This window comes from Arthrobacter sp. ISL-48 (assembly GCF_018613805.1).
GTDB lineage: Bacteria > Actinomycetota > Actinomycetes > Actinomycetales > Micrococcaceae > Arthrobacter.
Map to the genome: position 1 here is coordinate 367,344 of NZ_JAGGPL010000001.1, position 22,690 is coordinate 390,033.

A 22,690-nucleotide genomic window follows, 5' to 3' on the forward strand; every position below is an offset into this window, starting at 1 on the left:
GGGCCCGCTACTCGCCGACGGGGCCGATCGGAACTATCTTCGCATTTTCTACCTTGTAGCCATAGACCGTGGGCGCCTGAAGTTCGCCCTTGGCGTCCCACTTGTAGTGCTTGCTCAGGCCGTCCTTGTCGTAGGTCTTGACCCAGGACAGCAGGTCAGCCCTGGTCTGCTTGCCTGCATCGATGCCGGAGAGGAGAACCGTCGCGGCATCGTAGCCCTCGATCGAGTAGGTTCCGGGCTCAACCCCCTTTGACACCTCTTTGTAGGCGGACGCGAAGTCAGGAATCAGTTCGCCGGGGATGCAGGGGCAGGTGAAGTAGGCGTTGCTGGACGCATCGCCGGCCTGCTTGATGAACTGGTCATCCTTGACACCATCCGGCGCCACAAACGTACCGGTGAATCCCTTGCCCGAGAGCTGCTGGTCGAAGGGCGCTGCCTCAGCGTAGTAGCCCGAGTAGAAGACCGCATCGGCCTTCGAGTTCATGATCTTGGAGATGACGGCGGAGAAGTCCTTCTGGCCGGTGGTGACCTTGTCGGAGCCTGCGAGGGCGCCGCCCAGGGCAGCCGTTGTTGACGTGCCCAGCCCGATGCCGTAGTCCGAGTCATCCTGGACCAGGTAGACCTTTTTCGCGCCGAGCTTGCCGGTCAGGAATTTGGCGGCAGCCGGTCCCTGGACCGCGTCGTTGCCCAGGCCACGGAAGAATGTTGTCCAGCCGTTTCCGGTCAGGCCCGGGTTCGTGGCAGAAGGAGTGATGTGTACCAGCCCCTTCTGCTCGAAGATGTTGCCGGTGGCCTTGGACTCTCCCGAGAACGGAAGGCCGATGACGCCGATGGTGTCTGGCTCGCTGACAACCTGCGTTACCGGACCGGTGGCCTTGTTCGGATCACCTTCGGTATCAAACTTCTTGAACACGACCTGGCACCCCGGATTGGCCGCGTTGTGCTGGTTGATCGCAAGTTGGATGCCGTTGAAGATGTTGATCCCGAGCTGGGCGTTGGGCCCGGTTTGGGCCCCGGCGTAAGCCAGCGTCGTCGTTGCAGGGCAGGTTGCCTTGCCGTCGCCCTTCGGAAGGACTGCCCCGGAAGGCACATCGATCTTGGAAACTGCCGGGATGTTCACTTTATTAGTGGCCCCCGACGTGTCATTCGTGGTGGGGCCGGCCTGATTGGCGCAAGCCGACAGCAGCAAGCTAAGTGTGGCTGCCGCTGCCAATGAAGTGAGGACGTTCTTTCGGTACATTTATTTGCCTTCCGAGCCGGATCCGTAGCGTGGTGCGACCCGGTGGGACCGGGTGACCACGCCTGCTTCCGAATATGTTTCCTGAGACTACTACCAACTCTGTGTCATGGAGCACACGCCTTTATTCAGGGCTTGGCCAAAACATGCGATGCGAGGGATGGATCAGGAGTTCCTGATTCAACCTTCAAGCTAATGCAAATCCGGGCGGAAAATAAGTGACTATGGTCACATACTTATAACAGTCGTTGCATATTCGGAATCAGAGACCAGGACGCATCCCCATGGATCGGCGCGATGCGGTCGCCACGGGTCTGCAAGGTGGACGCTGTAGCGACTCAGGAAGCGGCGAAGGAGAGTTTTGTGCCCCAGGCGAGACTCGAACTCGCAACACGCGGATTTTAAGTCCGCTGCCTCTGCCAATTGGGCTACTGGGGCGCCGGGTCAATGGTATCCCGTCACATCCGCGCCAGTGGTCCGGCATACCGGAAGGTGCCATGAATTCCCCCCGCCCACACGGCGAGCGGCAAAAGCTGGAAGTGCTCAGCCCAGCCATCTTGCGGAGGCAACACGCCCATCGACGAGGCAGGGACGAAGCCGAACCGGGAATAGTAGACCGGGCTCCCGAGCAGGGCTATCCCGTACTCCCCCGCGGCGTTGGCCCGTGAGATCGTTTCATTCATCAGCGCCGTGCCAATGCCGTGCCGCTGCAGCCTGGGAGCCACGCTGATCGGCCCGAGCCCGAGCAACTCGTGGTCCTCCACCCACGCCCGGGTGCTGATGACGTGGCCCACCACTTCGCCGTCGATAACCGCAACGACACTGAGCTCCGGCAAATACTCCTCGCAGTCAAACAACTCACGGAGCATCTTCACTTCCACCGGCTCGCCGACCGCTGGCTGCCCGGTGGCAGGAGAAATGGCGAAGGCCTCGGCTGTCAGGCCAAGGATTTGTTCCCGATCGGCCGGCGACTCCGTGCGGAGAACCAGCTCAGGCCGGGGCTCATGTCTGCTCTCCGCGGACAGCTCGGCCAGGGCCTCAAGCGCTCGGGCAGCATCCGCCACTGGCACCAGCAGATGGTCATGGTGGAAACCCGCCAGTACATTGCAGCTGATCCTGGCATCGGTCAGGGCCTTGCTCACGGCAGCGGTCAACCCGACAGCCTCCAATGCGGAATGGACCTCGAGCGTGATCCAGGCGGCCACGAAGTCATAAGGGAGGCCCAGGTTGTCAGCTTCCGCCCGGGGCAGGACTACCGTAAGCCCCTCAGCCTCGCGGACTGCAGCCTCGATCCCAGCTTCAAGCGGCCTGCCGTGCGGCCACAGAACGTAGACGTACTCCCCCTCACGCAATACCGGATGGATAGAGGCCAGCAGGGTCTGGAGGTTCATTTCGCCCGTCATTGTGCCAGTCTAGGATGCTTCAGCCCGCGGTTAGGGGCATTACCGCCACCGGTTGCCACACCCAACACAAACGGCGGCCATCCCGCTCAGGGGATGGCCGCCGCCGGCGTTACTGCAGGTCAGGCTTAGGAACCAGACTACTTGGCGTGCGCCGTGACCGATTCCTTGGGATCGAAGCTCGTAGCGGCCGCCGATCCCGGCTTGGCAGACTCAGGAGCCTCGACGGGCTGGGCCGCGGCTGCCGGCTTGGGCGCCGGAGTGGCCGCGGCCACGAAGGCGCCGCGGGGATTGTCGAGGTCGATCAGCTGAGTGGTGTCCCGGCCCAGGAAGAACGCCAGGATCCAGCCAAAGATCACACGGATCTTGCGCTCCACGGTAGGCATGGCCATGCCGTGGTAGCCGCGGTGGGCCAGCCAGGCAAGCGGACCCTTGAGCCCGATGCTGCCGATCAGGTTGATGTTGGCAACACCCTTCCATTCACCGAAGCCGGCTACCGCACCGAGGTTCTTGTGCTTGTAGTCCTTGAGCGGCTTGTCCCAGCGGGAAGCCCACAGGTTCTTGGCAAGGCGCTTGGCCTGGCGCAGTGCGTGCTGGGCGTTCGGGACGCAGGTCCCGTCCGGGAGCCCGTTGCCGGTGAGGTCCGGAACGGCCGCAATGTCGCCGGCAGCCCACGCGTTGTCGATGATGCCTTCGTCCCCGGCGATGCGGAGATCAGAGAGGACCCGGACCCGTCCGCGCGGCTCCAGCGGGAAGTCCGACGAGCGGATCATCGGGTTGGCCTGCACGCCGGCGGTCCAGACCAGGGTGTCGGCTTCGAACTCCTGGGCAAGCGTCTTGTCCGGGAGGTTGATGAGCTTGAGGGAGCCCTCGGCGCTGTCCAAGGAGGTGTTCAACAGGACTTCGATGCCGCGGCTGCGGAGGTGCTCCACAACCCATTCGGCCTGCTTGGCCGTGACCTCGGGCATAATCCGGCCCATAGCTTCGACCAGGACGAAGCGGACATCTTCCTGCCTGACGCGCGGGTTGTTCCGGACTGCCGCGCGGGCGAGGTCTTCCATCTCGGTGATGCATTCGATGCCGGCGAAACCGCCGCCGACCACTACGAACGTCAGCGCCTTGGCGCGTGCCGCCGGATCGGTGAGCGTGGACGCGGCTTCAATGCGGTCCAGTACCTTGTTCCGCAGTGCGACAGCTTCTTCAATGGTCTTCAGGCCGATGCCTTTGTCCGCCAGCCCCTTGATGGGGAAGGTGCGGGTGATAGCGCCCGCGGCAACCACGACGTCGAAGTATGGAATTTCGATGTGCTCGCCGCCATCGGCGGGAGCCACGACGGCAGTGCGGTTGGCGTGGTCGATGGACGTAACGCTGCCCTGGATGAGTTCCGTCTGCTTCAGGTGCTGGCGGTGCGAGACCACTGCATGGCGAGCCTCGATGTTGCCGCCTGCAACTTCCGGCAGGAATGGCTGGTAGGTCATGTAGGGCAGTGGATCCACGAGAGTGACGATGCCACCGGCGTTCGCGATCTTCTTCTGCAGTTTGAGTGCTACGTACAGGCCGACGTACCCGCCGCCGACGACGAGTACCCGGGGACGGTCCTGGAGCTCTGGGGTGGTTGCCATGTTTTAAGAGTACAGCACTTTGTGAAAATCTTCACTAACTACCCGTTGGCACCCAAATCGACCGTATCTAACGTCCCGGTGTCAGGCTCTTCGCGGGCCAGACGGGGGTTCCGCGCGGCCCTGCGGAGCTGGACGACAGCAGCCGCAATGATGGCCAAGAACAGGACGGTAAAGCCAATAACGACGGCGGCGCCGAGGGCACTGTCACGCTGCGAGGGCGGCTCTGCCGCCGGCACGGTGGCGTCGGGCAGCGTAGCGACGGGGCTGGGCACTTCGGTGGCAGGAACAGGCACGGGCGGCGCTGCCAGGTTGCCGCGGCGGTGGACTCGGATCCAGTCCGAGATGGACCCCAGGGGGTTGCTCGCGGCCTCGGGTACGGGATCCTTCAGGGCACCTTCGGCGTTGAGCACCCCGAAGCCGTAGAGCGGGTCCTTTCCCGAGGCACCGGCGTCCTTTGCGGTGCTGACGATCCGGTTGATGACCTGCTTCGCACTCATATCGGGCCATTTGGACCGGATGAGGGCGGCGACACCGGAAACGATCGGGGCAGCTCCGGAGGTGCCTGCCCATTCCGCATAGCCGCCGCCGGGAGTTCCGCCGAGCAGGTTTTCCGCAGGAGCCGCCACGCCGATGCTGATCCCCTGGGACGACGCGTCAATGCTGGCGACACCTTTCCGATCCAGGCCGGCAACGGTGAGCACGCCCGGGATGGTCGCCGGGGCGCCCACCTGGACGTTGCCCCCCACCCTGTTTCCGGCGGCAGCAACAATCACCACGTCCTTCTGCTCCGCGTAAAGGAAGGCTGCGTCCCAGCTTTGGGGCCACTGCGGGGTGGTGCTTCCCAACGAAATATTGATGACCCCGGCACCGTTGTCCACCGCCCAGCGAACAGCCTCCGGGATCTGGTCCTGGTCGCTCTTGCCAGCAGGGTTCGGCGAGCCAAGCCACGTGGAGACAGACAGAATCTGGGCCTCGGGAGCCACTCCCACAATGCCATCCGGGCCTGGGCCCGATGCACCGGGGCTGGGCGAGGCCGTGGATCCAGCAGGCTGGTGGCCGCGGCCGGCCAGCATGGTGGCCACCAGTGTGGCGTGTTCCGGCTTTCCGCCAATGCTCTTCCGTCCGTCCGGGCTCCCGGAGCCCGACACATCGAAGCCTCCCACCACGGCGCCCTTGAGGTCGGGGTGCTGGGCGTCCACGCCGCTGTCGATCACGGCAACCTTTACGCCGGCCCCCTTGGAGACCTCCCAGGCCTTGGTGATGCCTGACTCGGCCAGCCAATACTGCTTGTCCCGCCAGGAGTCTGCTTGCGCCGGCGGCGCCGCCACCAGGCCGGCAGCAAGGCTGCCACCGGCCAGGACCATCGCCAGAAGAGCGGAGGCGGTCCGGCGGAACCGGGCTGTTGCTCTGGTCATTTGGGGTCCCATGGTCGGCTAGCTGATGCTCAGGGCAATGCCATCAAGAATATCGTGTTCACTGGCTGTGGCGGTGACGATGCGTCCGTCGGTGAGCTCGTTCAGGCGCTCCAGGATGCGGCGCCACACGAGCCCGCCTGCGCCGATCACGTCCACCCGGCCAGGATGCATATACGGCAGCTCCGCGCGTCCTGCCTTTGTCATTTCCAGAAGGTCAGTGCCGGCCCGGCGGATCAGGTCGATGGACAGCTCGGTTCCGTGGATGGCGTCGGGGGAATATCGCGGCAGTCGCAGCGCATGGGCCGTGATGGTGGTGACCGAACCGGCTACGCCGACGACGGCGGTGGCACGTTCCAGCGGAACGTCCAGCTCCACGAGGGCGATGGCGGCGTCGACGTCGGCTTCTGCGGCGGCGATCTGTCGCGCCGTTGGCGGGTCGTCCACGAGATGGCGCTCCGTCAGCCGGACGCACCCGACGTCGACGGATTTGGCGGCGGTCACGCCGTCGGCCGTGCCAAGGACGAATTCCGTGCTCCCGCCGCCGAGGTCAACCACCAGCACCTGGTGCCCGTCGAGAATGGGCAGGACGCTGCTGGCCCCGGCAAATGACAACGCGGCTTCCTCGTCGCCGGTGATGACTTCCGGTTCAACGCCGAGCAGGTCCCGGATCCCGTCCACAAAGGCCTCGCGGTTGCGCGCATCCCTGCTCGCGGACGTGGCAACAAAGCGCACAGCACCGGCACCATGTTCGCGGATCAGCCGGGCATAGTCGGCAGTGGCGGCGAACGTGCGTTCCAGCGCCTCAGGGGCCAGTTCACCGGTGGCATCCACACCCTGACCCAGACGTACCACGCGCATTTCGCGGACAACGTCCCTGAGCTTTGCCGCCCCGCTGCTGCGGTCGACGTCGGCAATCAGCAGGCGGATGGAGTTGGTACCGCAGTCAATGGCAGCAACACGGGTCATTCGCGGGCCTCCACATTCACAGCCTCTGCCGTGCCGGCGGCCTTGCGGACGGGAGCGGGCCGGCCCACGATCTCCGGCAGGCCCTGCGGACCGTGCCGGCTCAGGTCCTTGGACGGGGCCTCCCCTGCGGTGTCCCAGGCGCCGTCGCAGTAGCAGCGCTCGGCGGTCCACCACTCGCTAATGCCGGCGATTGCCTCGTCTCCCAACGGATTGACCCCGGGCCCGGCAGCCAGGGAGTGCCCCACCAGGACGTGCAGGCATTTAACCCGGGTGGGCATCCCGCCAGCGGAGATGCCGTCAATCTCGGGGACCGCACCGATGCCGGAACGCTCGCCGATGGCTGCCCGGGCTGCGAGGTAGTCATCGTGTGCTGAACGGTAGGCGGCAGCGAGCCGCTCATCAGCGACGAGGCGGTCGTTCATGTCGTTCATGACTCCGGCGGCCTCCAGGCGGGAAACCGCTGAGGTGATGACGGGATGGGTCAGGTAAAACGTGGTGGGGAACGGCGTGCCGTTGCCCAGGCGTGGCGCCGTGGCGGCCACGAGGGGGTTGCCACAGATGCAGCGCGCCGGGATCTCCACCACGTCGCGGACCGGCCGTCCCAGTTGCCGGCTCAGTACGTCGAGATCATGCGCTGATGGCTGGCGGGACATCCCCGGCGCAGTTGCCGTGTTTTCTTCCACTGGCGGCCATCCTTCCTCTAGGGTTCAGTCTGTGGCCGCACGCCTGATGGACTCCCACAGGGAATCCACCCACGGCAGGTCGGCGGGGTCTTGTGCTGCTGCGCCGGTCTGGCTACTGGTTGTTCCGGCCGGCAGGTCGCCGCCGAATACCCAGTAGCCGGTTTCCCCCGGCATAACCATGTTAATCCGGTCGCGGGCCTGCTGTTTCACATAGTTAGGGTCCTGCCAGCGCGAGATTTGCTGCCTCAGGCCGTCCTGTTGGGCCTGGCTGGCGGCGATATCGGCGTTGAGGGCGTCAATCTCGGCTTTTTTGTCGAAGAAGATCTTGACAGTGGGCGCCAGCATAATAGTGATAGCAATCATGACGACCGCCAGCGCCAGCATGCGGCCCGAGAAAGCCTTGGCCGGTACCGGGTGGGCCATTTCCTCGGCTTGGGCGTCCCGGGACTGCCCGGCGGGCACCGCCTTTTGCGTGCTGGCTCTTCCTGACCCGGCCCTGTCCCGGGCGGCCTTGTCCCGGGCGGCCTTGTCCTGTGCGGCCTTGTCCTGCGCGGAATTTTGCCGGGCTGCATTTTCCTTGGACAGGTTTTCCCTGCCCCCGCCAAAATCGGGGCGGATGACGTCGGCGCTGTCGAGGGCTGGCTTCGCTGTAGCTTCCTGCCTGGGGGTGGCCCTGGGAACTTTTGGACGGCGGGTAGCCATGTCACTCCTGAAAACGGCCGGCCTGCCTGTGGCCGAACCTGTCTGCGCTGAAACACATCTGCGTTGAACAAACCAGCCTGTAACAGACCAGGCTGAAACAGAAAACCGGTGGCTATGGTCTTTCAACCATAGCCACCGGTCAGCTGTTTAAGTGGCTACTAGCCCTTGAAACGCGGGAACGCGCTGCGGCCGGCGTAGCGTGCGGCGTCGTCGAGTTCCTCTTCGATCCGCAGCAGCTGGTTGTACTTGGCAACACGTTCGGAGCGGGCCGGGGCACCGGTCTTGATCTGGCCGGCGTTGGTGGCAACGGAGATGTCGGCGATGGTGGTGTCCTCGGTCTCGCCGGAACGGTGCGAGGTGATGGTGGTGTAACCGGCGCGCTGCGCCAGGCTGACTGCATCCAGCGTCTCGGTCAGGGACCCGATCTGGTTGACCTTCACAAGCAGCGAGTTAGCGGTCTTGGTCTCGATACCGCGCTGCAGGATGGACGGGTTGGTCACGAAGAGATCGTCGCCGACCAGCTGCACCTTATCGCCGATGGTGTCGGTAAGGGTCTTCCAGCCGTCCCAGTCGTTCTCGTCCAGCGGGTCCTCGATGGAAACCAGCGGATAGTCGGCAACGAGCTCGGCGTAGTAGGCGCTCATCTCTGTGGCGCTGAGTGCCTTGCCTTCGAACTGGTAGGCGCCGTCCTTGAAGAACTCGGAGGAGGCTACGTCCAGGGCCAGGGCGATGTCCGTACCCGGGGTGTAGCCCGCATTCTTGATGGCTTCCTGGATCAAATCCAGGGCTGCGCGGTTGGACGGCAGGTTCGGCGCGAAGCCGCCTTCGTCGCCGAGGCCGGTGGAGAGGCCCTTTTCCTGGAGTACGGCCTTGAGTGCGTGGTAGACCTCCACGCCCCAGCGGAGGCCCTCGGAGAAGGTTTCCGCGCCGAGCGGAACAACCATGAATTCCTGGATGTCGACGTCGGAGTCGGCGTGGGAGCCACCGTTGAGGATGTTCATCAGCGGCACGGGGAGCACGTGGGCGTTCGGGCCGCCCAGGTACTTGTACAGGGGCAGGTCGGCGGAGGCGGCAGCGGCGTTGGCCACCGCGAGGGAAACGCCCAGGATGGCGTTGGCGCCGAGCTTGCCCTTGTTGGGCGTGCCGTCCAGGTCGATCATGGCCTGGTCGATGCTGCGCTGGTCGGTGGCGTCAAAGCCGGTCAGGGCCGGAGCGATCTGGTCGATGACGGCGTCGACGGCCTTTTGGACGCCCTTACCGAGGTAACGGCCCTTGTCACCGTCCCGGAGTTCAACGGCCTCGTGCTCACCGGTGGAGGCACCTGAGGGAACTGCAGCGCGACCGATCTGGCCGTCGGAAAGCAGTACTTCAACTTCTACGGTCGGGTTGCCACGGGAATCGAGGATCTCGCGGGCGTGGATGGCATCGATAAGCGCCATGGATGTGCTCCTTATGGTGAAGCGATTTACTGGGAAACTTGCGGAAAGAGTTGACGTCCTCGTCAGGGTCTAGCGTAGTCGAGAGTGGCACAGGTTACGGAAACCTATCCGTCCCCCGGACGTCATGATGGCGCTATCCGGCCCTGTCGTTGGTCGGGCCTGCGCTCCTGCTACCGCTCCTGGCACCGCCGGACAGCACCGCGGAGGGCACGTTCGGCGTCGAAACCCCTGGCACGTGCGGAGCCGACGATGGCGAGCAGCAGCTCACCGAGCTCCTCTTCAGTGTCCGGAACCGGCACGCTTCCCGTTGACAGGCCACCGGTAAGCTTGACGCCGGCCCGTTCGGCGCGGTCCAGTGACTTCTGCGCCCGGGCCAACGCAGGCAATGCCTCCGGGATCCCTTCAAACGGGTGCTTCCGTTCCGGACGTTCTGCCTGTTTAACGGCGTCCCATTTCTGCACGATCTCCTCCACCGTGGCGGGGAAGCTGTCCTGCAGGGTGCCGTCCGGCCGGAAGACGTGCGGATTGCGCCTGACCATCTTGGCACTCAGCCCTCGGGCGACATCGTCGAAAGCGAACGACCCCCGCTCCTCGGCGAGCCGGGCGTGCAGCACCACTTGGAGCAGCACGTCACCCAGCTCGCCTCGAAGTTCGGCGTCATTCCCTCCGGTCTCGATGGTTTCCGCAACCTCGTAAGCCTCCTCGAGGAGGTATTCCACAAGGGAGGCGTGGGTAAGTGCACCCATCCAGGGGCAGTGCTCGCGGAGGGAGGCGACAACGTCGACCAGCTCCTGGACGGGAGGCCGGTTTGCATCGAGGGACTGTTGGTTAGCCAAGGTTGGCGTAGGCGTCGTTGATGTACTCCACCAGGGCTTCCTTCTCCTCGAGCGGAAGGAAGGATGCCTCGGCGGCGTTGAGCGTGAGCTCGAGCAGGTCATCGAGATCGTAGTCGAACGTCTCCACGAGGAGTTCGAACTCGTCCGTCAGGGTGACACCGCTCATCAGCCGGTTGTCGGTGTTGATGGTCACGTTGAAGCCCAGCTGGTAGAGCATGTCCAGCGGGTGGCTTTCGATGCCCTCACCGAAGCCGGCGATGGCGCCGGTCTGGAGGTTGGAGGATGGGCAGATCTCCAGGGCGATGCCGCGGTCCCGGATCCAGCTGGAGAGGTCGCCCAGGGTGACCAGGCCGATGCTGTCCTCATCGCCTTCGGCACCAGCGTTGTCGTCTTCGTCGTCGAATTCCACCAAGATGTCCTCCGCGATCCTGACCCCGTGGCCCAGGCGCAGCGCGCGGCCGTCCACCAGGGCGGACTGGATGCTCTCCAGCCCGGCGGCCTCACCGGCATGGACGGTGGCCGGGAAATTGTGCTGGGCCAGGTAGGTGAAGGCATCCTTGAAACGGGCGGGCAGGAAACCGTCCTCGGCACCCGCAATGTCAAAGCCGACGGCACCCTTGTTGCGGTGACGGACGGCCAGTTCGGCGATCTCCTGGCCGCGGTCGGCATGCCGCATGGCCGTGATCAGCTGGCCCACCTGGATCTCGCGGCCGCTTTCGGTTACGGCGTCGACGCCGGCGTCAAGGCCTTCCTGCACAGCCTCCACTGCCTCGTCCAGGGAGAGGCCCTTCTGGAGGTGCTGCTCAGGTGCCCAGCGCACTTCGCCATACACCACGCCGTCATCCGCCAGGTCCTCCACAAATTCCTTGGCGACGCGGAACAATCCTTCTTTGGTCTGCATGACCGCAACGGTGTGGTCGAAAGTCTCCAGGTAGCGAACCAGCGATCCGGAGTCAGCCGACTCGCGGAACCACTCCCCCAGGGCCACCGGATCGGAGGAGGGAAGGGTATGTCCAGCGGCCTCGGCCAACTCGATGATGGTAGCCGGCCGGAGCCCGCCGTCCAGGTGGTCGTGGAGGGAAACCTTGGGAAGGCTCTTCAGGTCGAAATCGATGGCAGGGGCAGCGTCAACAATAGGCTCAGTCACGTTCCAACCTTAGGGTTGGCGGGCGCCTAACGCCAGCCGCTACTTTGCCCCGGGCTCGCTGTCTCCTGCTGCGGACGCCAGGATCGATGACGGTCCTGATCCGGGGGCGCTGGCAGCAGCAGGGCCGCCGTCCAGCCAGTCATCAGCGCGCTCGGCGTCCTTGCGGGCGAGGTGCTTGTGCCACAAGCGCAGGCCATGGTCGAGGAGGACTCCCAGCACGATGGCGAACACCACGGCGATGCCAGCACTCAGCAGCGGGTTGTGGTGCAGCCACGGGAAGGAGCTGGCCAGGAAGCCGATGCCGATCGAGTACCCCACCCAGGTGAGGCAGGCGAAGGCATCCAGCAGGAAGAACCGGCGGTGCGCGAACCCGCTGGTGCCGGCCACGTAGTTGACGGCCACCCGGCCCCAGGGAATGTACCGGGCGGTGAAAATCAGGACCGCACCGCGCTTTTCAAGCTCATACCGGGCCCAGCCAAAAGCTTTCTGGACCTTGGGACGGCGCATCCACTTCCACCGCTCCAGGCCGATCTTGCGGCCCAGCAGGAAAGCCATGTTGTCACCTGCCATGGCGCCGACGAGGGCGGTCAGGCCCAGGATCCAGAGGTTCGGCTCACCGCTGTGCCGGGAAAATGCCGCCAGCGCAACGATCAGGGTCTCACTGGGCACCACCATGGCGAAGCCGTCCACAAAGAAGAACACCAGCAAGACGGGGTAAATCCACCACTGACCAGCTGCATGGAGCACAGCCTCATTAATAAACTCCACGCGGTCTTGCTCCTAGACGAAAATGACGCAGCCAAAAGTGACGAAAGTCGCTCTTCAGTGTCCCACGGCCGGGGCGTGGTCCGCTACGCCCCGGCGTCGGGATCCTTCAGCCGCTCCACCACCGGAACCTTGCCGCGGATGCGGTTGATGACCAGGTCCACGACGATTCCCAAAGCGACGGCGCAGACAATAGCGATGACCGCGCCCAGAAAGTGATTGTTTTCGAACCATTGGCCGAAAAACAGGCCGATCGCCACCGAGTATCCGGCCCAGAGAGTGGCGGAGAGGACCGTAAGCCCCATGAAGCGAAAGTGGTGATAGTGCGTCACTCCCGCCGTGAGATTCACCGCCACCCGTCCGATCGGAATGAACCGGGCCACGAGGATAAGGGACGCGGGACGCTTCCGCAGTTCGTCGCCGGCCCAACGGAAGGCAGCCTGCATCCGTGGACCACGCATCCAGCGCCAGCGGCGGATCCCCACCCTGCGCCCAATCAGATAGGCGATATTGTCCCCCGAAAAAGCCCCCAACGCCGCAACAAGCGCCAGCAGCCACGGATTGGGAACATCCGCGGTGGCGGCGACGGCGGCCAGGCCCACCACCACGGACTCGCTCGGGATCGGCGGAAAGAACCCGTCAATGACGCAGCAGGCAAGCACCAGGAAAAGCACCCAGGGCTGCCCGGCGGCAGCGAGGATGAAATCGTTGATGGCCTGCATGGCCCTATGCTATGCGGTCTATGATCAGTTGCTGGGCAGGCCGCGAGCCTTCCGGCGCTATCACCACGGCGTGCTCCAGCGATTCTTTGGCACGCGCGAACTTCTCCGGAGTATCGGTCAGCAATGTCATCAGCGGTTCACCGGCGCGGACCACCGCACCGGGCTTCGCATGCATTCGGATCCCGGCGCCCGCCTGGACTGCATCCTCCTTGCGGGCACGGCCGGCGCCCAAGCGCCACGCCGCCACGCCCACGGCCAGGGCATCCAGTTCGACCAGTACCCCGTCAGCCGGCGCATAAATGACATCGGATTCCTTGGCCACCGGCAGCTCGGCGCGCGGGTCGCCGCCCTGCGCCTCAATCATCCTGTTCCACACATCCATGGCCCGGCCATCTTTCAGGGCGGCGCGGGGATCGGCGTCGTGAACGCCGGCGCAAGCGAGCATCTCCTCGGCCAGCCGCACCGTCAGCTCCACCACGTCGTCAGGGCCGCCGCCGGCCAGGACCTCTACGGATTCCTCCACTTCGATCGCGTTGCCGGCCGTGAGCCCCAGCGGGGTGCTCATGTTGGTGAGCAGTGCCACCGTATTGACCCCCGCATCCTTGCCCAGCGCCACCATGGTTTCGGCCAGTTCCCGGGCGCGGGCCTCATCCTTCATGAACGCCCCGCTACCCACCTTGACGTCCAGGACCAGGGAGCCTGTGCCTTCCGCGATCTTTTTGCTCATGATGGACGAGGCAATGAGCGGGATTGCCTCCACCGTGCCGGTGACGTCGCGCAGTGCGTAGAGCTTTTTGTCCGCCGGAGCCAGGCCTGCGCCTGCCGCGCAGATCACGGCTCCCACGTCCTGCAGCTGCGCCATCATTTCGTCGTTGCTCAGGGCTGCACGCCAGCCTGGGATCGATTCCAGCTTGTCGAGGGTGCCGCCGGTGTGGCCCAGGCCGCGTCCGGACAGTTGGGGGACCGCGACGCCGAATACGGCCACAAGCGGTGCCAGCGGCAGGGTGATCTTGTCCCCCACACCCCCGGTGGAGTGTTTGTCGCTGGTGGCCTTCGCTCCGCCGTCGGGCCGCCGGAGACCGGAGAAGTCCATCCGCTCGCCCGAGGCGATCATGACGGCGGTCCAGCGCGAGATCTCGGTCCGGTCCATGCCGTTCAGCAGGATGGCCATATTGAGGGCGGCCATCTGCTCGTCGGCAATGACGCCGCGGGTGTAGGCATCGATGGTCCAGTCGATCTGTTCGGGACTCAAAACGCCTTTGTCCCGCTTGGTGCGGATGATGTCAACGGCGTCAAAGGCTTCGGTTTTTCTTGTATTTCCAGTCATCGGGGCTCCTCCAGGTGTTGGGGACCGAATGCGTCAGGAAGCACCTGGTCCATGGTCTTTATGCCCTGAGTGGTCATCAGCTCCATGCCCGGGGCGCGGAATTCATAGAGCAACTGGCGGCAGCGACCGCAGGGCATCAGGACGTTTCCGGCAGCGTCAACACAGTAGAACGCGCGCAGCAGTCCCCCTCCTGTCATATGCAGGTTGCCCACCAGCGCGCATTCGGCGCAAAGAGTCAGTCCATAGCTGGCGTTTTCCACGTTGCAGCCACTGATGATCCGGCCGTCCCCGGTGAGAGCCGCGGCCCCCACCGGGAACTTCGAATACGGGGCATAGGCGTTCTGCATCGCGGCAACGGCGGCAGTCTTGAGCGCTTCCCAGTCGACGGCGCTCTCAGCGCCGCCCGCGCCTGAAGCCTTGGCTTGTTCCACTGCCGTCACCCCTTGACGTACGGTATGCCGCTCGCCGCCGGCGGCCGGGAGCGGCCCACGAGTCCGGCCACAGCGATCACCGTCAACGCGTAAGGCAGCATCGCCATGAACTGGCTCGGGACCGGTGAGCCGATGATCGTGATAATGCTCTGCAGGTTATCGGCGAAACCGAACAGGAGTGCGGCAAGGAACGCCCCGATCGGATTCCAGCGGCCGAAGATCAAGGCCGCCAGGGCAATGTAGCCTCGGCCGCCGGACATGTCCTTGCTGAAGGCATCCACGGAGACCAAAGTGAAGAAGGACCCGCCGATGCCGGCGATCGCACCGCCCATGAGCACATTGCGAAAACGCGTACGGTTCACGTTAATGCCAACCGTGTCCGCCGCCTGTGGGTGCTCACCCACGGCCCGCACGCGCAGGCCCCACTTGGTGTGGAAGAGGCCGACATAGACCACGATCACTGCGGCGTACATCAGGTACCCGACGAGAGACTGGTGGAACAGGATGGGGCCGATGACAGGGATGTCAGCCAGGAAGGGGATGTCCACGGGATCGAGCCGTCCGGGCTTGTTCAGGTGCTCCGGGTCAGCTGTCAGCAGCGTGGAGAAAAGGAAGCTGGTCAGTCCGCTGATCAGGACGTTCAGTACCACGCCGACAATGATCTGGTTCACCAGGTATTTGATGCTGACGACGGCGAGGACCAGTGACACCAGAGCCCCGGCTACCCCCGCGGAGATCAGGCCGAAGTAGACATTGCCGGTCACGGTAGCCACAACGGCTGCCGAGAAGGCTCCCAGCAGAAGCTGCCCCTCAATGGCAATGTTGACCACACCGACCCGCTCGCACAGCACGCCCGACAGTGAACCGAAGACGAGGGGCACGGCGAGGGTCACTGAACCTGCCAGCAGTCCGCCGAGCGAGATCGACGGCTCACTGTCGCGCCCGCCGGCAACGATCCAGACCAGGAAGCCGACGAGGAATACGACGGCGAAGACTCCCCCGACCCAGCGCGGTGCGGGCCGGCGCTGGGTTGTCAGGAAGATAGCGTAGCCCGCCAGGGCCAGGAGGACTGCCGAGCAGATCCAGCCCACGGCCATCGACGGAGCGGCAACTTTTTCCAACCGGGCGACACCCAGGGCAGCCAGTCCAAGGACCACGACGGCCGCCAGCGCAGCCGCCGGAATCCAACGGTCCACTGGTCCGCCCTGTCGTCGCCGCGCCGCCCAGAGGTAGGCCAGATAGGCGGAGGCCGCGAGTGCTACCGCCAGCGTCACCCATGCGGCCACGGTTGAGGCATTCGGGTCGCGGGCCTCCGCGATCCTGAAACCGGCCAGCTTGTCGTTGGCAAGCAAGCCAAACAGGACGGTGCCCAGAACAGCCAGCAGCCCGAGTCCGATGCCGGCCTTCCAGCTGACGAGTTCGGAGGCTGCTTTGGCATCGCCTTTCGACAGGGCAGCGTCGGCGTCCCGCTGGCTGGCCGGAGGTTGGATCGTGGCGCTCATGCTGCCGCTCCGCTCTTCACGCCGCTGGCCTTTGAACCGGCGGTCCCACCCTGGGTGGGCTTCTTCTTACGGGGGTTGAGTCCGAATATCGCCCGGACCAGCGGAGGCGCCGCGATGAACAGCACGATCAGCGACTGGATCACCAAGACAATGTCGATCGGCGTCTGCGTCTGGGCCTGCATGGCCACGCCGCCGGCGCGGAAGGCACCGAAGAGGAGACCGGCGAAGAAGGTCCCCCACGGCGTCGACCGGCCCAGCAGCGCAACGGTTATGGCGTCAAAGCCGATGGAGGCCGCGACACCGCCTGAGAGGTACTTTTCCGTGCCCGATACCTGGGTGATGCCAGCCAGGCCGGCCAGGGCCCCGGCGATCGCCATCACCAGGATGGTGCTTCGGGCAACGTTGATGCCCGCGGTCTGGGCGGCGCTGGCGTTGGCACCGACAGCGCGGAATTCAAAGCCGACTGTGGAACGGTTGAGCAGCCACCACACGAAGGCCGTGGCCAGGACCGCGACCAGGAAGCCGGCGTGCAGCCGGAACTGCGGACCGAGCAGTTCGGGGAACAGCGCATTCTGGTCCAGGAAGGGCGAAATCGGGTTCGTGGAGCCCTTGCGCTGGAAGGCCGGTGTGGTCAGCAGGAACAGCAGCAGGAAGTTTGCGATGTAGTTCAGCATGATCGTCACGATCACCTCGTGCGCGCCTGTGCGCGCTTTGAGCAGGCCCACAACACCACCCCAGACGGCCCCGCCGATCAGTCCGGCAACAATCACCACGAGCAGGTGCAGCCCCACCGGAAGGTGCCACGTAAATCCGATGTACGCCCCGAAGAGGGCACCGAAGATGATCTGGCCTTGGGCGCCGATGTTGAACAAGCCCGCGCGGAAGGCGAGGGCAACACCCAGGCCAGCACAGATAAGCGGGGTGGACACGGTCAGCGTCTCCGTAATCGGATACAGCTGTGCGGCGGTATCGGTGCCGGCCCAGTTGAAGATCGAGCCCTGCACCAGGGCGGCGTAGGGCCGGAAAACTTCCGTCAGCAGGTCGCCCGGCTGGGCGAAGAAGTACCCTGCCGTCGCAGCGACCTTGGGGTTCGTGACGGCCATCAGGATGCCGCCCAGGACTATCGCGAGGACCACGGACAACAGCGAGACCATGGCGTTGCCGGTGAAGATCTGGCGCAGCAGGGAATCGCCTGGGCCGGGCCGGATGCTGCCGCTCTGGCTGGAACTCGGGACGGCCGACGGCGGGATATTGCCGCCGGCGGTGTCGATGACCACGCCGGAGGCCACGTCCTCCACCGGGGAAGCCTGCATTGGGCTGTCCGCGGCTGGTTCCTTCGCCGCATGTTTACCGGCGGGTGCGGCCGGTTCCGGGGTCGTCTTCTCAGACATCTGATTCTCCTTCTCGGCCGGCGGCTTCCGGGACGGCATGGGGGTTCGTCCCCGCGTGCGCTTTGACACTGGCTTCCGCTTCTTCGGCCGGGACCCCGGCCATCATCAGGCCCAGGACGTCACGGGACGTTGTCGCAGGCACAATGCCCACGAGCCGTCCCCGGTACAGCACGGCGATCCGGTCTGCCAGCTGCACCACCTCATCGAGTTCCGTGGAGACGATCATCACCGGCGTTCCATGGTCACGTTCGGCAATGACGCGTTTATGCACAAATTCAATGGAACCCACGTCGAGGCCGCGGGTCGGCTGGGAAGCGATGAACAGCCGCAGCGGCCTGGACAGTTCGCGGGCCAGCACGACTTTCTGCTGGTTGCCGCCCGAGAGCGTACCGACGGCGGCCGTAACCGACGGGGTGCGGACGTCGAATTCTTCAACTTTCTTCGCAGCGTTTTCCGAGATCACCGACGGCTTCATGCCCAGTCCGCTGGCGAAGGGTGCCTTGTCGTAAAGATCCAGGATCATATTCTCGGAGATCGAGAAGGTGCCCACGAGCCCGTGGACCGTCCGGTCTTCGGGCACGAACCCCACTCCGGCGCCGAGGACCTGCTTGACGCTGCGGCCCAGCAGTTCCTCGCCGTCGAGCGTTACCGAGCCTGAGGCATGCGGCTGGACGCCGAGAATGGCTTCGGTGAGTTCGGTCTGGCCATTGCCCTGGACGCCGGCAATGGCCAGCACTTCACCCTTGGCGATGTCAAAGGAAAGGCCGTCCACGACGCGCTGGCCATTGGGGTTGACCACCGTCAGGTTGCGGACCTTGAAGGTGACGTCCCCGGTCCGGGGCGCTCCCTTCTCAAGCGTCAGCCTCACCGCGCGTCCCACCATGGCGGAGGCAAGCTCAGTGGTGGACGCCGTGGGCTCCGCCTGGCCGACAACCTTGCCCCGGCGGATAACCGTGATGATGTCCGAGATCTCCTTGACCTCGCGGAGCTTATGCGAAATGAAAACAATCGACTTACCGTCCCGCTTGAGCTGGCGGATGATGTCCAGGAGCTCGTCGGTTTCCTGAGGCGTGAGCACCGCGGTGGGTTCGTCCAGGATCAGGATCTCCGCGTCCCTTACCAGGGCCTTGATGATTTCCACCCGTTGCTGAACTCCCACCGGGAGGTCTTCGACCATGGCGTCCGGATCGACGTCGAACCCGTACTGGTCAGAGATCTGGCGGATCCTGCGCCGGGTCGCTTCCACGTCCAGGAAACCCCCGGTCTTGGTGGTCTCGTTGCCCAGGGCCACGTTCTCGGCCACGGTGAAGACCGGGATCAGCATGAAATGCTGATGGACCATCCCGATGCCGGCGGCCATCGCCTGGCCCGGGTCTTTGAACACCACGGGCTTTCCGTCGATCAGGATTTCGCCCTCGGTGGGGTCGTAAAGGCCGTAGAGGACATTCATCAGCGTGGACTTACCGGCGCCGTTCTCCCCCAGCAGGCAATGCACCTGCCCCGGCTCGACCACCAGGTCGATGTGGTCATTGGCTACCAGGGACCCGAATCGCTTCGTGATCCCTCTCAGTTCGAGTTTCAAAACCCCAACCAATCTGTGTGTGTATGGATCTGCCCCGGAGTTGTTGGCGGCAGGGCAACGGGTGGTCCCAGCCTAGTGTCCGCCGTCGCGCTTGGGCAGTATGCGCTGGTGGAACGCGACAAGGCGCACTGCCCTTCAGCCGATGTACCGGCGGAAGGGCAGCGCGCCCCGAGGTGTGGTCCTACTTCGTCGGGCTGGACTTCGATTCAACCTTGACGGTTCCGGAGACGATGTCCTTCTTCAGCTGGTCCAGCTCACTCTTCATGTCTGCCGGGACTGCCGGGTCCAGATCGTGGAAGGGCGCCAGTGCCACGCCGCCGTTCTCCAGGGTGCCGACGTACGGAGTGGCGTCGAATTTGCTGTCCTTGTCGTCTTTGATGACCGTCTCAACGGCTGTCGCCATCGTCTTCTGGACAGAAGAAAGGATGACCGACTTGTAGTCGGGGGCCGTGACGTAGCCATCGGAGTCAACCCAGATGAGTTTGGCATCCGTTCCCTTGGCCTTGGCCTCGAGGATGGCGCTGCCTGCACCGGCTCCGACCGGCCCGGCCACGGGCAGCACGATGTCAGCGCCCTGGTCCAGGAATCCTTGGGTCAGGACCTTGCCCTTGTCCACCTGCTTGAAGTCGCCGACGAAGGTGCCGTCCTGCTTGTCCTTGTCCCAGCCGATGAGCTGGACGTTCTTGCCCTTCTTCTGGTTGTAGTACTTCACGCCGTCGGAAAAGCCGTCCATGAAGATCGTGACGGTAGGGATGTTGACGCCGCCGAAGGTCGCGACCTTGCCGGTCTTGGATGTTCCGGCAGCCAGGTAACCGGCCAGGAACGCCGCCTGGGCGGTGTCATAGACGATCGGCTTGACGTTCTTGGGGAAGGTGGGGTCGTTGTAGTCGATGATCGCGAAGTGGCTGTTCGGGTTTGCCGTGGCGATAGCCTTCGTGGCGTCGCCGAGCAGGAAGCCGACAGTAACGGTGAGCTTGCAGCCCTGCTGGACCATGGAGCGCAGGTTGGGATCGTAGTCGGTGTCAGCCTTGGACTGGACGTGCTTCTCCTGGATGCCCAGGTCCTTGACGGACTGCTGGAGACCTTCATAGCCGGACTGGTTGAACGACTTGTCGTCGAATCCACCGGAGTCGGACACCATGCAGGCGGTGTAGTCCGACTTCGCGGCGCCGCTTGAGCTGCCGGATGAGGATGGGGCTGCGCCACAGCCGGTCAACAGGAGTGCCGTCGCACCCACAGTGGCCACGCCGGCCATTGAACCGCGCTTGAAATTAGCACGCAGTGATTTCTTCAATTTTCCTCCAGGATGAAGAGAGTGGCGCTGCGATTCGATTCCAATGAGTGTCCGTTTCTGCACTGAAATTCTGTTTTCACTGACGGCTTCGCAGCACTGCGCCGAAGCGCACTGATGTAAGCAACATTAGTGGTCTGCGACACGCCCCTACGCCGGATCCTGAACATCGTTGAGAACTTGTTACCAATCAGTAGGGCGGCGGCCCATCGACCCGGTCTGCACCGCTTGCGTGGTTAGAGCCGGACCAGCATCTTGCCGGTGTTCGCGCCGTCAAGAAGGTCCATAAACGCCCGCGGTGCGTTCTCCAGCCCGTCCACGACCGTCTCGTCGTAGCGAACCGAACCGTCGGCGAGCCAGGCTGCCATTTTTTCGGCAAACTCGGCGCTGTGCTGGCGCTGCCCTCCCACGAGGAAGCCGCGAAGGGTCAACTGCTTGCCGATGGCGAGCATGAGGTTCCGCGGAGCCGGGGTCGCTTCGGTGGCGTTGTACTGGGAGATGGCTCCGCACATGGCCACCCGTCCGCCCACGTTCAGTTCGGCGAGGGCGGCCTCGAGGTGGTCGCCTCCGACATTGTCGAAGTAGACGTCGATCCCCTTGTCACCGGCGGCAGCCTTGAGCTGTTCCCGGACAGGGGCGTCGCGGTAGTTGAAGGCAGCGTCAAAGCCCAGCTCCAGGAGCCGGGCAACCTTCTCCGGCGTGCCGGCACTGCCGATCACCCGGGACGCACCCATGGCCTTGGCGATCTGCCCCACCAGGGACCCGACGGCACCGGCCGCTCCGGAGACGAAGACGACATCGCCCGGCGTGAATTCGGCAACCTTGAGCAGTCCCGCGTATGCCGTCAGCCCGGTCATGCCCAGTGCGCCGAGGAACGCCGACGCCGGTGCCAGATCGGTCCGGGCCACCGTGGTGGCATTGGCATCCAGGACGGCGTATTCCCGCCAGCCCAGTGAATGGACGACGGCGTCCCCCACCTTGCGTGCGTCCGACCTGGACGCAATGACCTCGCCAACCGCGCCGCCGTCGAGCGCTTTATCCAGGGCAAAGGGCGCTGAGTAGGACTTGGCATCGTTCATGCGGCCCCGCATGTAAGGGTCAACGGAGATGTAGAGGTTACGCACCAGGATCTGGCCGTCCTGGAGTTCGGACAGCGGTGATTCGGCCAGCCTGAAGTTCTCCTGGGTGGGACGTCCCTCAGGGCGGGATGCGAGGCGGATCTCCCGGGTGGTTGTCGGCAAGGCGGTTACGGTGCTCATGCTGCGAACTCCAGGATCTTGATGTCCACCGTCATGTTCCCACGGGTGGCGTTGGAGTAAGGGCAAATCTGGTGGGCCTTGGCCACGAGCGATTCGGCAGTTGCGAGGTCCAGGGCCGGAACAGCGATTTCGAGTTCCGCAGCGAGGCCGTAGCCTTCACCGCCGTCCAAGGCGCCGAAGTGGATGCGGGCTGCTACCGCTGAATCCGTGAGGTCGGCCCTTTCCTTTCGTCCCACGAGGCGCAGTGCCGAGTGAAAGCAGGCTGCGTAGCCGGCGGCAAAGAGCTGCTCAGGATTGGTGCCGTCGCCGTTACCGCCCAGTTCCACGGGGCTGGCGAGATTCACGTCCAGCTTGCCGTCTTTGGTGCGTGCGTTGCCGTCGCGGCCTTCGCCCGAAGCCAGGGCCTCAGCAGTGTAGAGGGTCTTCACGGTGTGTCCGTCCTGTTGGAATGTATAAGGAATATGGGTTTGTCTCAGTGCACGCTGGTCAGTGCGAGTCGTGGAGGGCGGCCGTGAGCCTGCCCAGGGTTGTGCGGAGCTGCTCGAGTTCGTCTGGCGAGAGCCCTGCGGCATCCGCCAGATGCTGGGGAATCCCGGTTGCCCTGCTGCTGAGGGCCCGCCCGGCTGCTGTCAGGTGGATGGCCACCCGGCGTTCGTCCTCCCCCGACCGGCGCCGCTCCACCAGGTCCAGGGCCTCAAGGCGCTTCAGCAGGGGCGAGAGTGTGCCGGAATCCAAGCCCAGCTCCTCCCCCAGTTCCTTGACGCCCCGCGGCTCGTTTTCCCACAGGACCAGCATCACCAGATACTGCGGGTAGGTCAGGCCCAGCCCTTCGAGCATGGGCCGGTAAACCGCCGTCGCCGCGCGCGATGCCGAGTAGAGGGCAAAGCACACCTGGCGGTCAAGGCGGGGAGCGTCGGTCATGACTAACACGCTAGTGCACAATTCAGTTGTGCACAACTTACCAACCCTAAGA

Annotated in this window: 21 protein-coding genes and 1 tRNA gene; all 22 read right to left on the reverse strand. The window is 64.5% G+C overall.

Translation table 11 applies throughout. The features are described 5' to 3' along the window. Positions 1-7 precede the first annotated feature (7 nt). Positions 8-1,240: a branched-chain amino acid ABC transporter substrate-binding protein gene (locus tag J7E83_RS01620; RefSeq protein ID WP_214958664.1), complete on the reverse strand. Its 1,233-nt coding sequence runs from the start codon at positions 1,238-1,240 to the stop codon at positions 8-10. A 361-nt stretch (positions 1,241-1,601) separates the two neighbouring features. Beyond that, positions 1,602-1,675, reverse strand: a tRNA-Leu gene (locus tag J7E83_RS01625). A 20-nt stretch (positions 1,676-1,695) separates the two neighbouring features. Beyond that, the gene (locus J7E83_RS01630) at positions 1,696-2,640 is read right to left on the reverse strand and encodes an N-acetyltransferase (protein ID WP_214958665.1); all 945 of its coding nucleotides are present in this window, start codon (positions 2,638-2,640) and stop codon (positions 1,696-1,698) included. Positions 2,641-2,777: 137 nt separating this feature from the next. Continuing rightward, the gene (locus J7E83_RS01635) at positions 2,778-4,259 is read right to left on the reverse strand and encodes an NAD(P)/FAD-dependent oxidoreductase (RefSeq protein ID WP_214958666.1); all 1,482 of its coding nucleotides are present in this window, start codon (positions 4,257-4,259) and stop codon (positions 2,778-2,780) included. A gap of 38 nt (positions 4,260-4,297) precedes the next feature. Beyond that, positions 4,298-5,674, reverse strand: a complete 1,377-nt coding sequence (locus J7E83_RS01640; RefSeq protein WP_214958667.1) for a S8 family serine peptidase — start codon at positions 5,672-5,674, stop codon at positions 4,298-4,300. A gap of 18 nt (positions 5,675-5,692) precedes the next feature. Then, complete coding sequence (locus J7E83_RS01645; RefSeq protein WP_214958668.1) at positions 5,693-6,640, reverse strand: Ppx/GppA phosphatase family protein; 948 nt, start codon at positions 6,638-6,640, stop codon at positions 5,693-5,695. Beyond that, a complete protein-coding gene (locus tag J7E83_RS01650) occupies positions 6,637-7,323 on the reverse strand; it encodes a DUF501 domain-containing protein (protein WP_311379561.1) in 687 nt (228 codons plus the stop codon). The genes J7E83_RS01645 and J7E83_RS01650 overlap by 4 nt, the downstream gene beginning before the upstream one ends. Before the next feature lie 24 nt (positions 7,324-7,347). Next, complete coding sequence (locus J7E83_RS01655) at positions 7,348-8,025, reverse strand: septum formation initiator family protein (RefSeq protein ID WP_214958669.1); 678 nt, start codon at positions 8,023-8,025, stop codon at positions 7,348-7,350. Positions 8,026-8,183: 158 nt separating this feature from the next. Then, entirely contained in the window at positions 8,184-9,464 is a 1,281-nt protein-coding gene (gene eno / locus J7E83_RS01660; protein ID WP_214958670.1) for a phosphopyruvate hydratase, read from the reverse strand. A 170-nt stretch (positions 9,465-9,634) separates the two neighbouring features. Further along, complete coding sequence (locus tag J7E83_RS01665; RefSeq protein ID WP_214958810.1) at positions 9,635-10,210, reverse strand: MazG nucleotide pyrophosphohydrolase domain-containing protein; 576 nt, start codon at positions 10,208-10,210, stop codon at positions 9,635-9,637. A gap of 82 nt (positions 10,211-10,292) precedes the next feature. Next, positions 10,293-11,447 (reverse strand): adenosine deaminase, encoded by a 1,155-nt coding sequence (locus J7E83_RS01670; RefSeq protein ID WP_214958671.1) that lies wholly within the window; start codon positions 11,445-11,447, stop codon positions 10,293-10,295. 39 nt (positions 11,448-11,486) lie between these two features. Then, a complete protein-coding gene (locus J7E83_RS01675) occupies positions 11,487-12,215 on the reverse strand; it encodes a DedA family protein (protein ID WP_214958672.1) in 729 nt (242 codons plus the stop codon). 83 nt (positions 12,216-12,298) lie between these two features. Continuing rightward, on the reverse strand, positions 12,299-12,934 hold the full coding sequence (locus tag J7E83_RS01680; protein ID WP_214958673.1) for a DedA family protein: 636 nt from the start codon (positions 12,932-12,934) through the stop codon (positions 12,299-12,301). A gap of 4 nt (positions 12,935-12,938) precedes the next feature. Next, complete coding sequence (locus tag J7E83_RS01685; protein WP_214958674.1) at positions 12,939-14,261, reverse strand: thymidine phosphorylase; 1,323 nt, start codon at positions 14,259-14,261, stop codon at positions 12,939-12,941. Next, the gene (locus J7E83_RS01690; protein WP_214958675.1) at positions 14,258-14,692 is read right to left on the reverse strand and encodes a cytidine deaminase; all 435 of its coding nucleotides are present in this window, start codon (positions 14,690-14,692) and stop codon (positions 14,258-14,260) included. The genes J7E83_RS01685 and J7E83_RS01690 overlap by 4 nt, the downstream gene beginning before the upstream one ends. A gap of 5 nt (positions 14,693-14,697) precedes the next feature. Further along, positions 14,698-16,194: an ABC transporter permease gene (locus J7E83_RS01695; RefSeq protein ID WP_214958676.1), complete on the reverse strand. Its 1,497-nt coding sequence runs from the start codon at positions 16,192-16,194 to the stop codon at positions 14,698-14,700. Beyond that, positions 16,191-17,585, reverse strand: a complete 1,395-nt coding sequence (locus tag J7E83_RS01700; protein WP_214958677.1) for an ABC transporter permease — start codon at positions 17,583-17,585, stop codon at positions 16,191-16,193. The genes J7E83_RS01695 and J7E83_RS01700 overlap by 4 nt, the downstream gene beginning before the upstream one ends. After that, complete coding sequence (locus J7E83_RS01705) at positions 17,578-19,167, reverse strand: ABC transporter ATP-binding protein (RefSeq protein WP_214958678.1); 1,590 nt, start codon at positions 19,165-19,167, stop codon at positions 17,578-17,580. Before J7E83_RS01705 ends, J7E83_RS01700 begins: the two co-directional genes overlap by 8 nt. A gap of 181 nt (positions 19,168-19,348) precedes the next feature. Continuing rightward, positions 19,349-20,461 carry a BMP family protein gene (locus J7E83_RS01710; RefSeq protein WP_251043281.1) on the reverse strand — a complete coding sequence of 371 codons (1,113 nt, stop codon included), beginning with the start codon at positions 20,459-20,461 and terminating at the stop codon, positions 19,349-19,351. 233 nt (positions 20,462-20,694) lie between these two features. Next, positions 20,695-21,717, reverse strand: a complete 1,023-nt coding sequence (locus J7E83_RS01715) for an NADP-dependent oxidoreductase (RefSeq protein WP_214958679.1) — start codon at positions 21,715-21,717, stop codon at positions 20,695-20,697. Beyond that, positions 21,714-22,145 carry an organic hydroperoxide resistance protein gene (locus tag J7E83_RS01720; RefSeq protein WP_214958680.1) on the reverse strand — a complete coding sequence of 144 codons (432 nt, stop codon included), beginning with the start codon at positions 22,143-22,145 and terminating at the stop codon, positions 21,714-21,716. The genes J7E83_RS01715 and J7E83_RS01720 overlap by 4 nt, the downstream gene beginning before the upstream one ends. Positions 22,146-22,203: 58 nt before the next feature. Continuing rightward, on the reverse strand, positions 22,204-22,638 hold the full coding sequence (locus J7E83_RS01725; protein WP_214958681.1) for a MarR family winged helix-turn-helix transcriptional regulator: 435 nt from the start codon (positions 22,636-22,638) through the stop codon (positions 22,204-22,206). Positions 22,639-22,690: the final 52 nt, after the last annotated feature.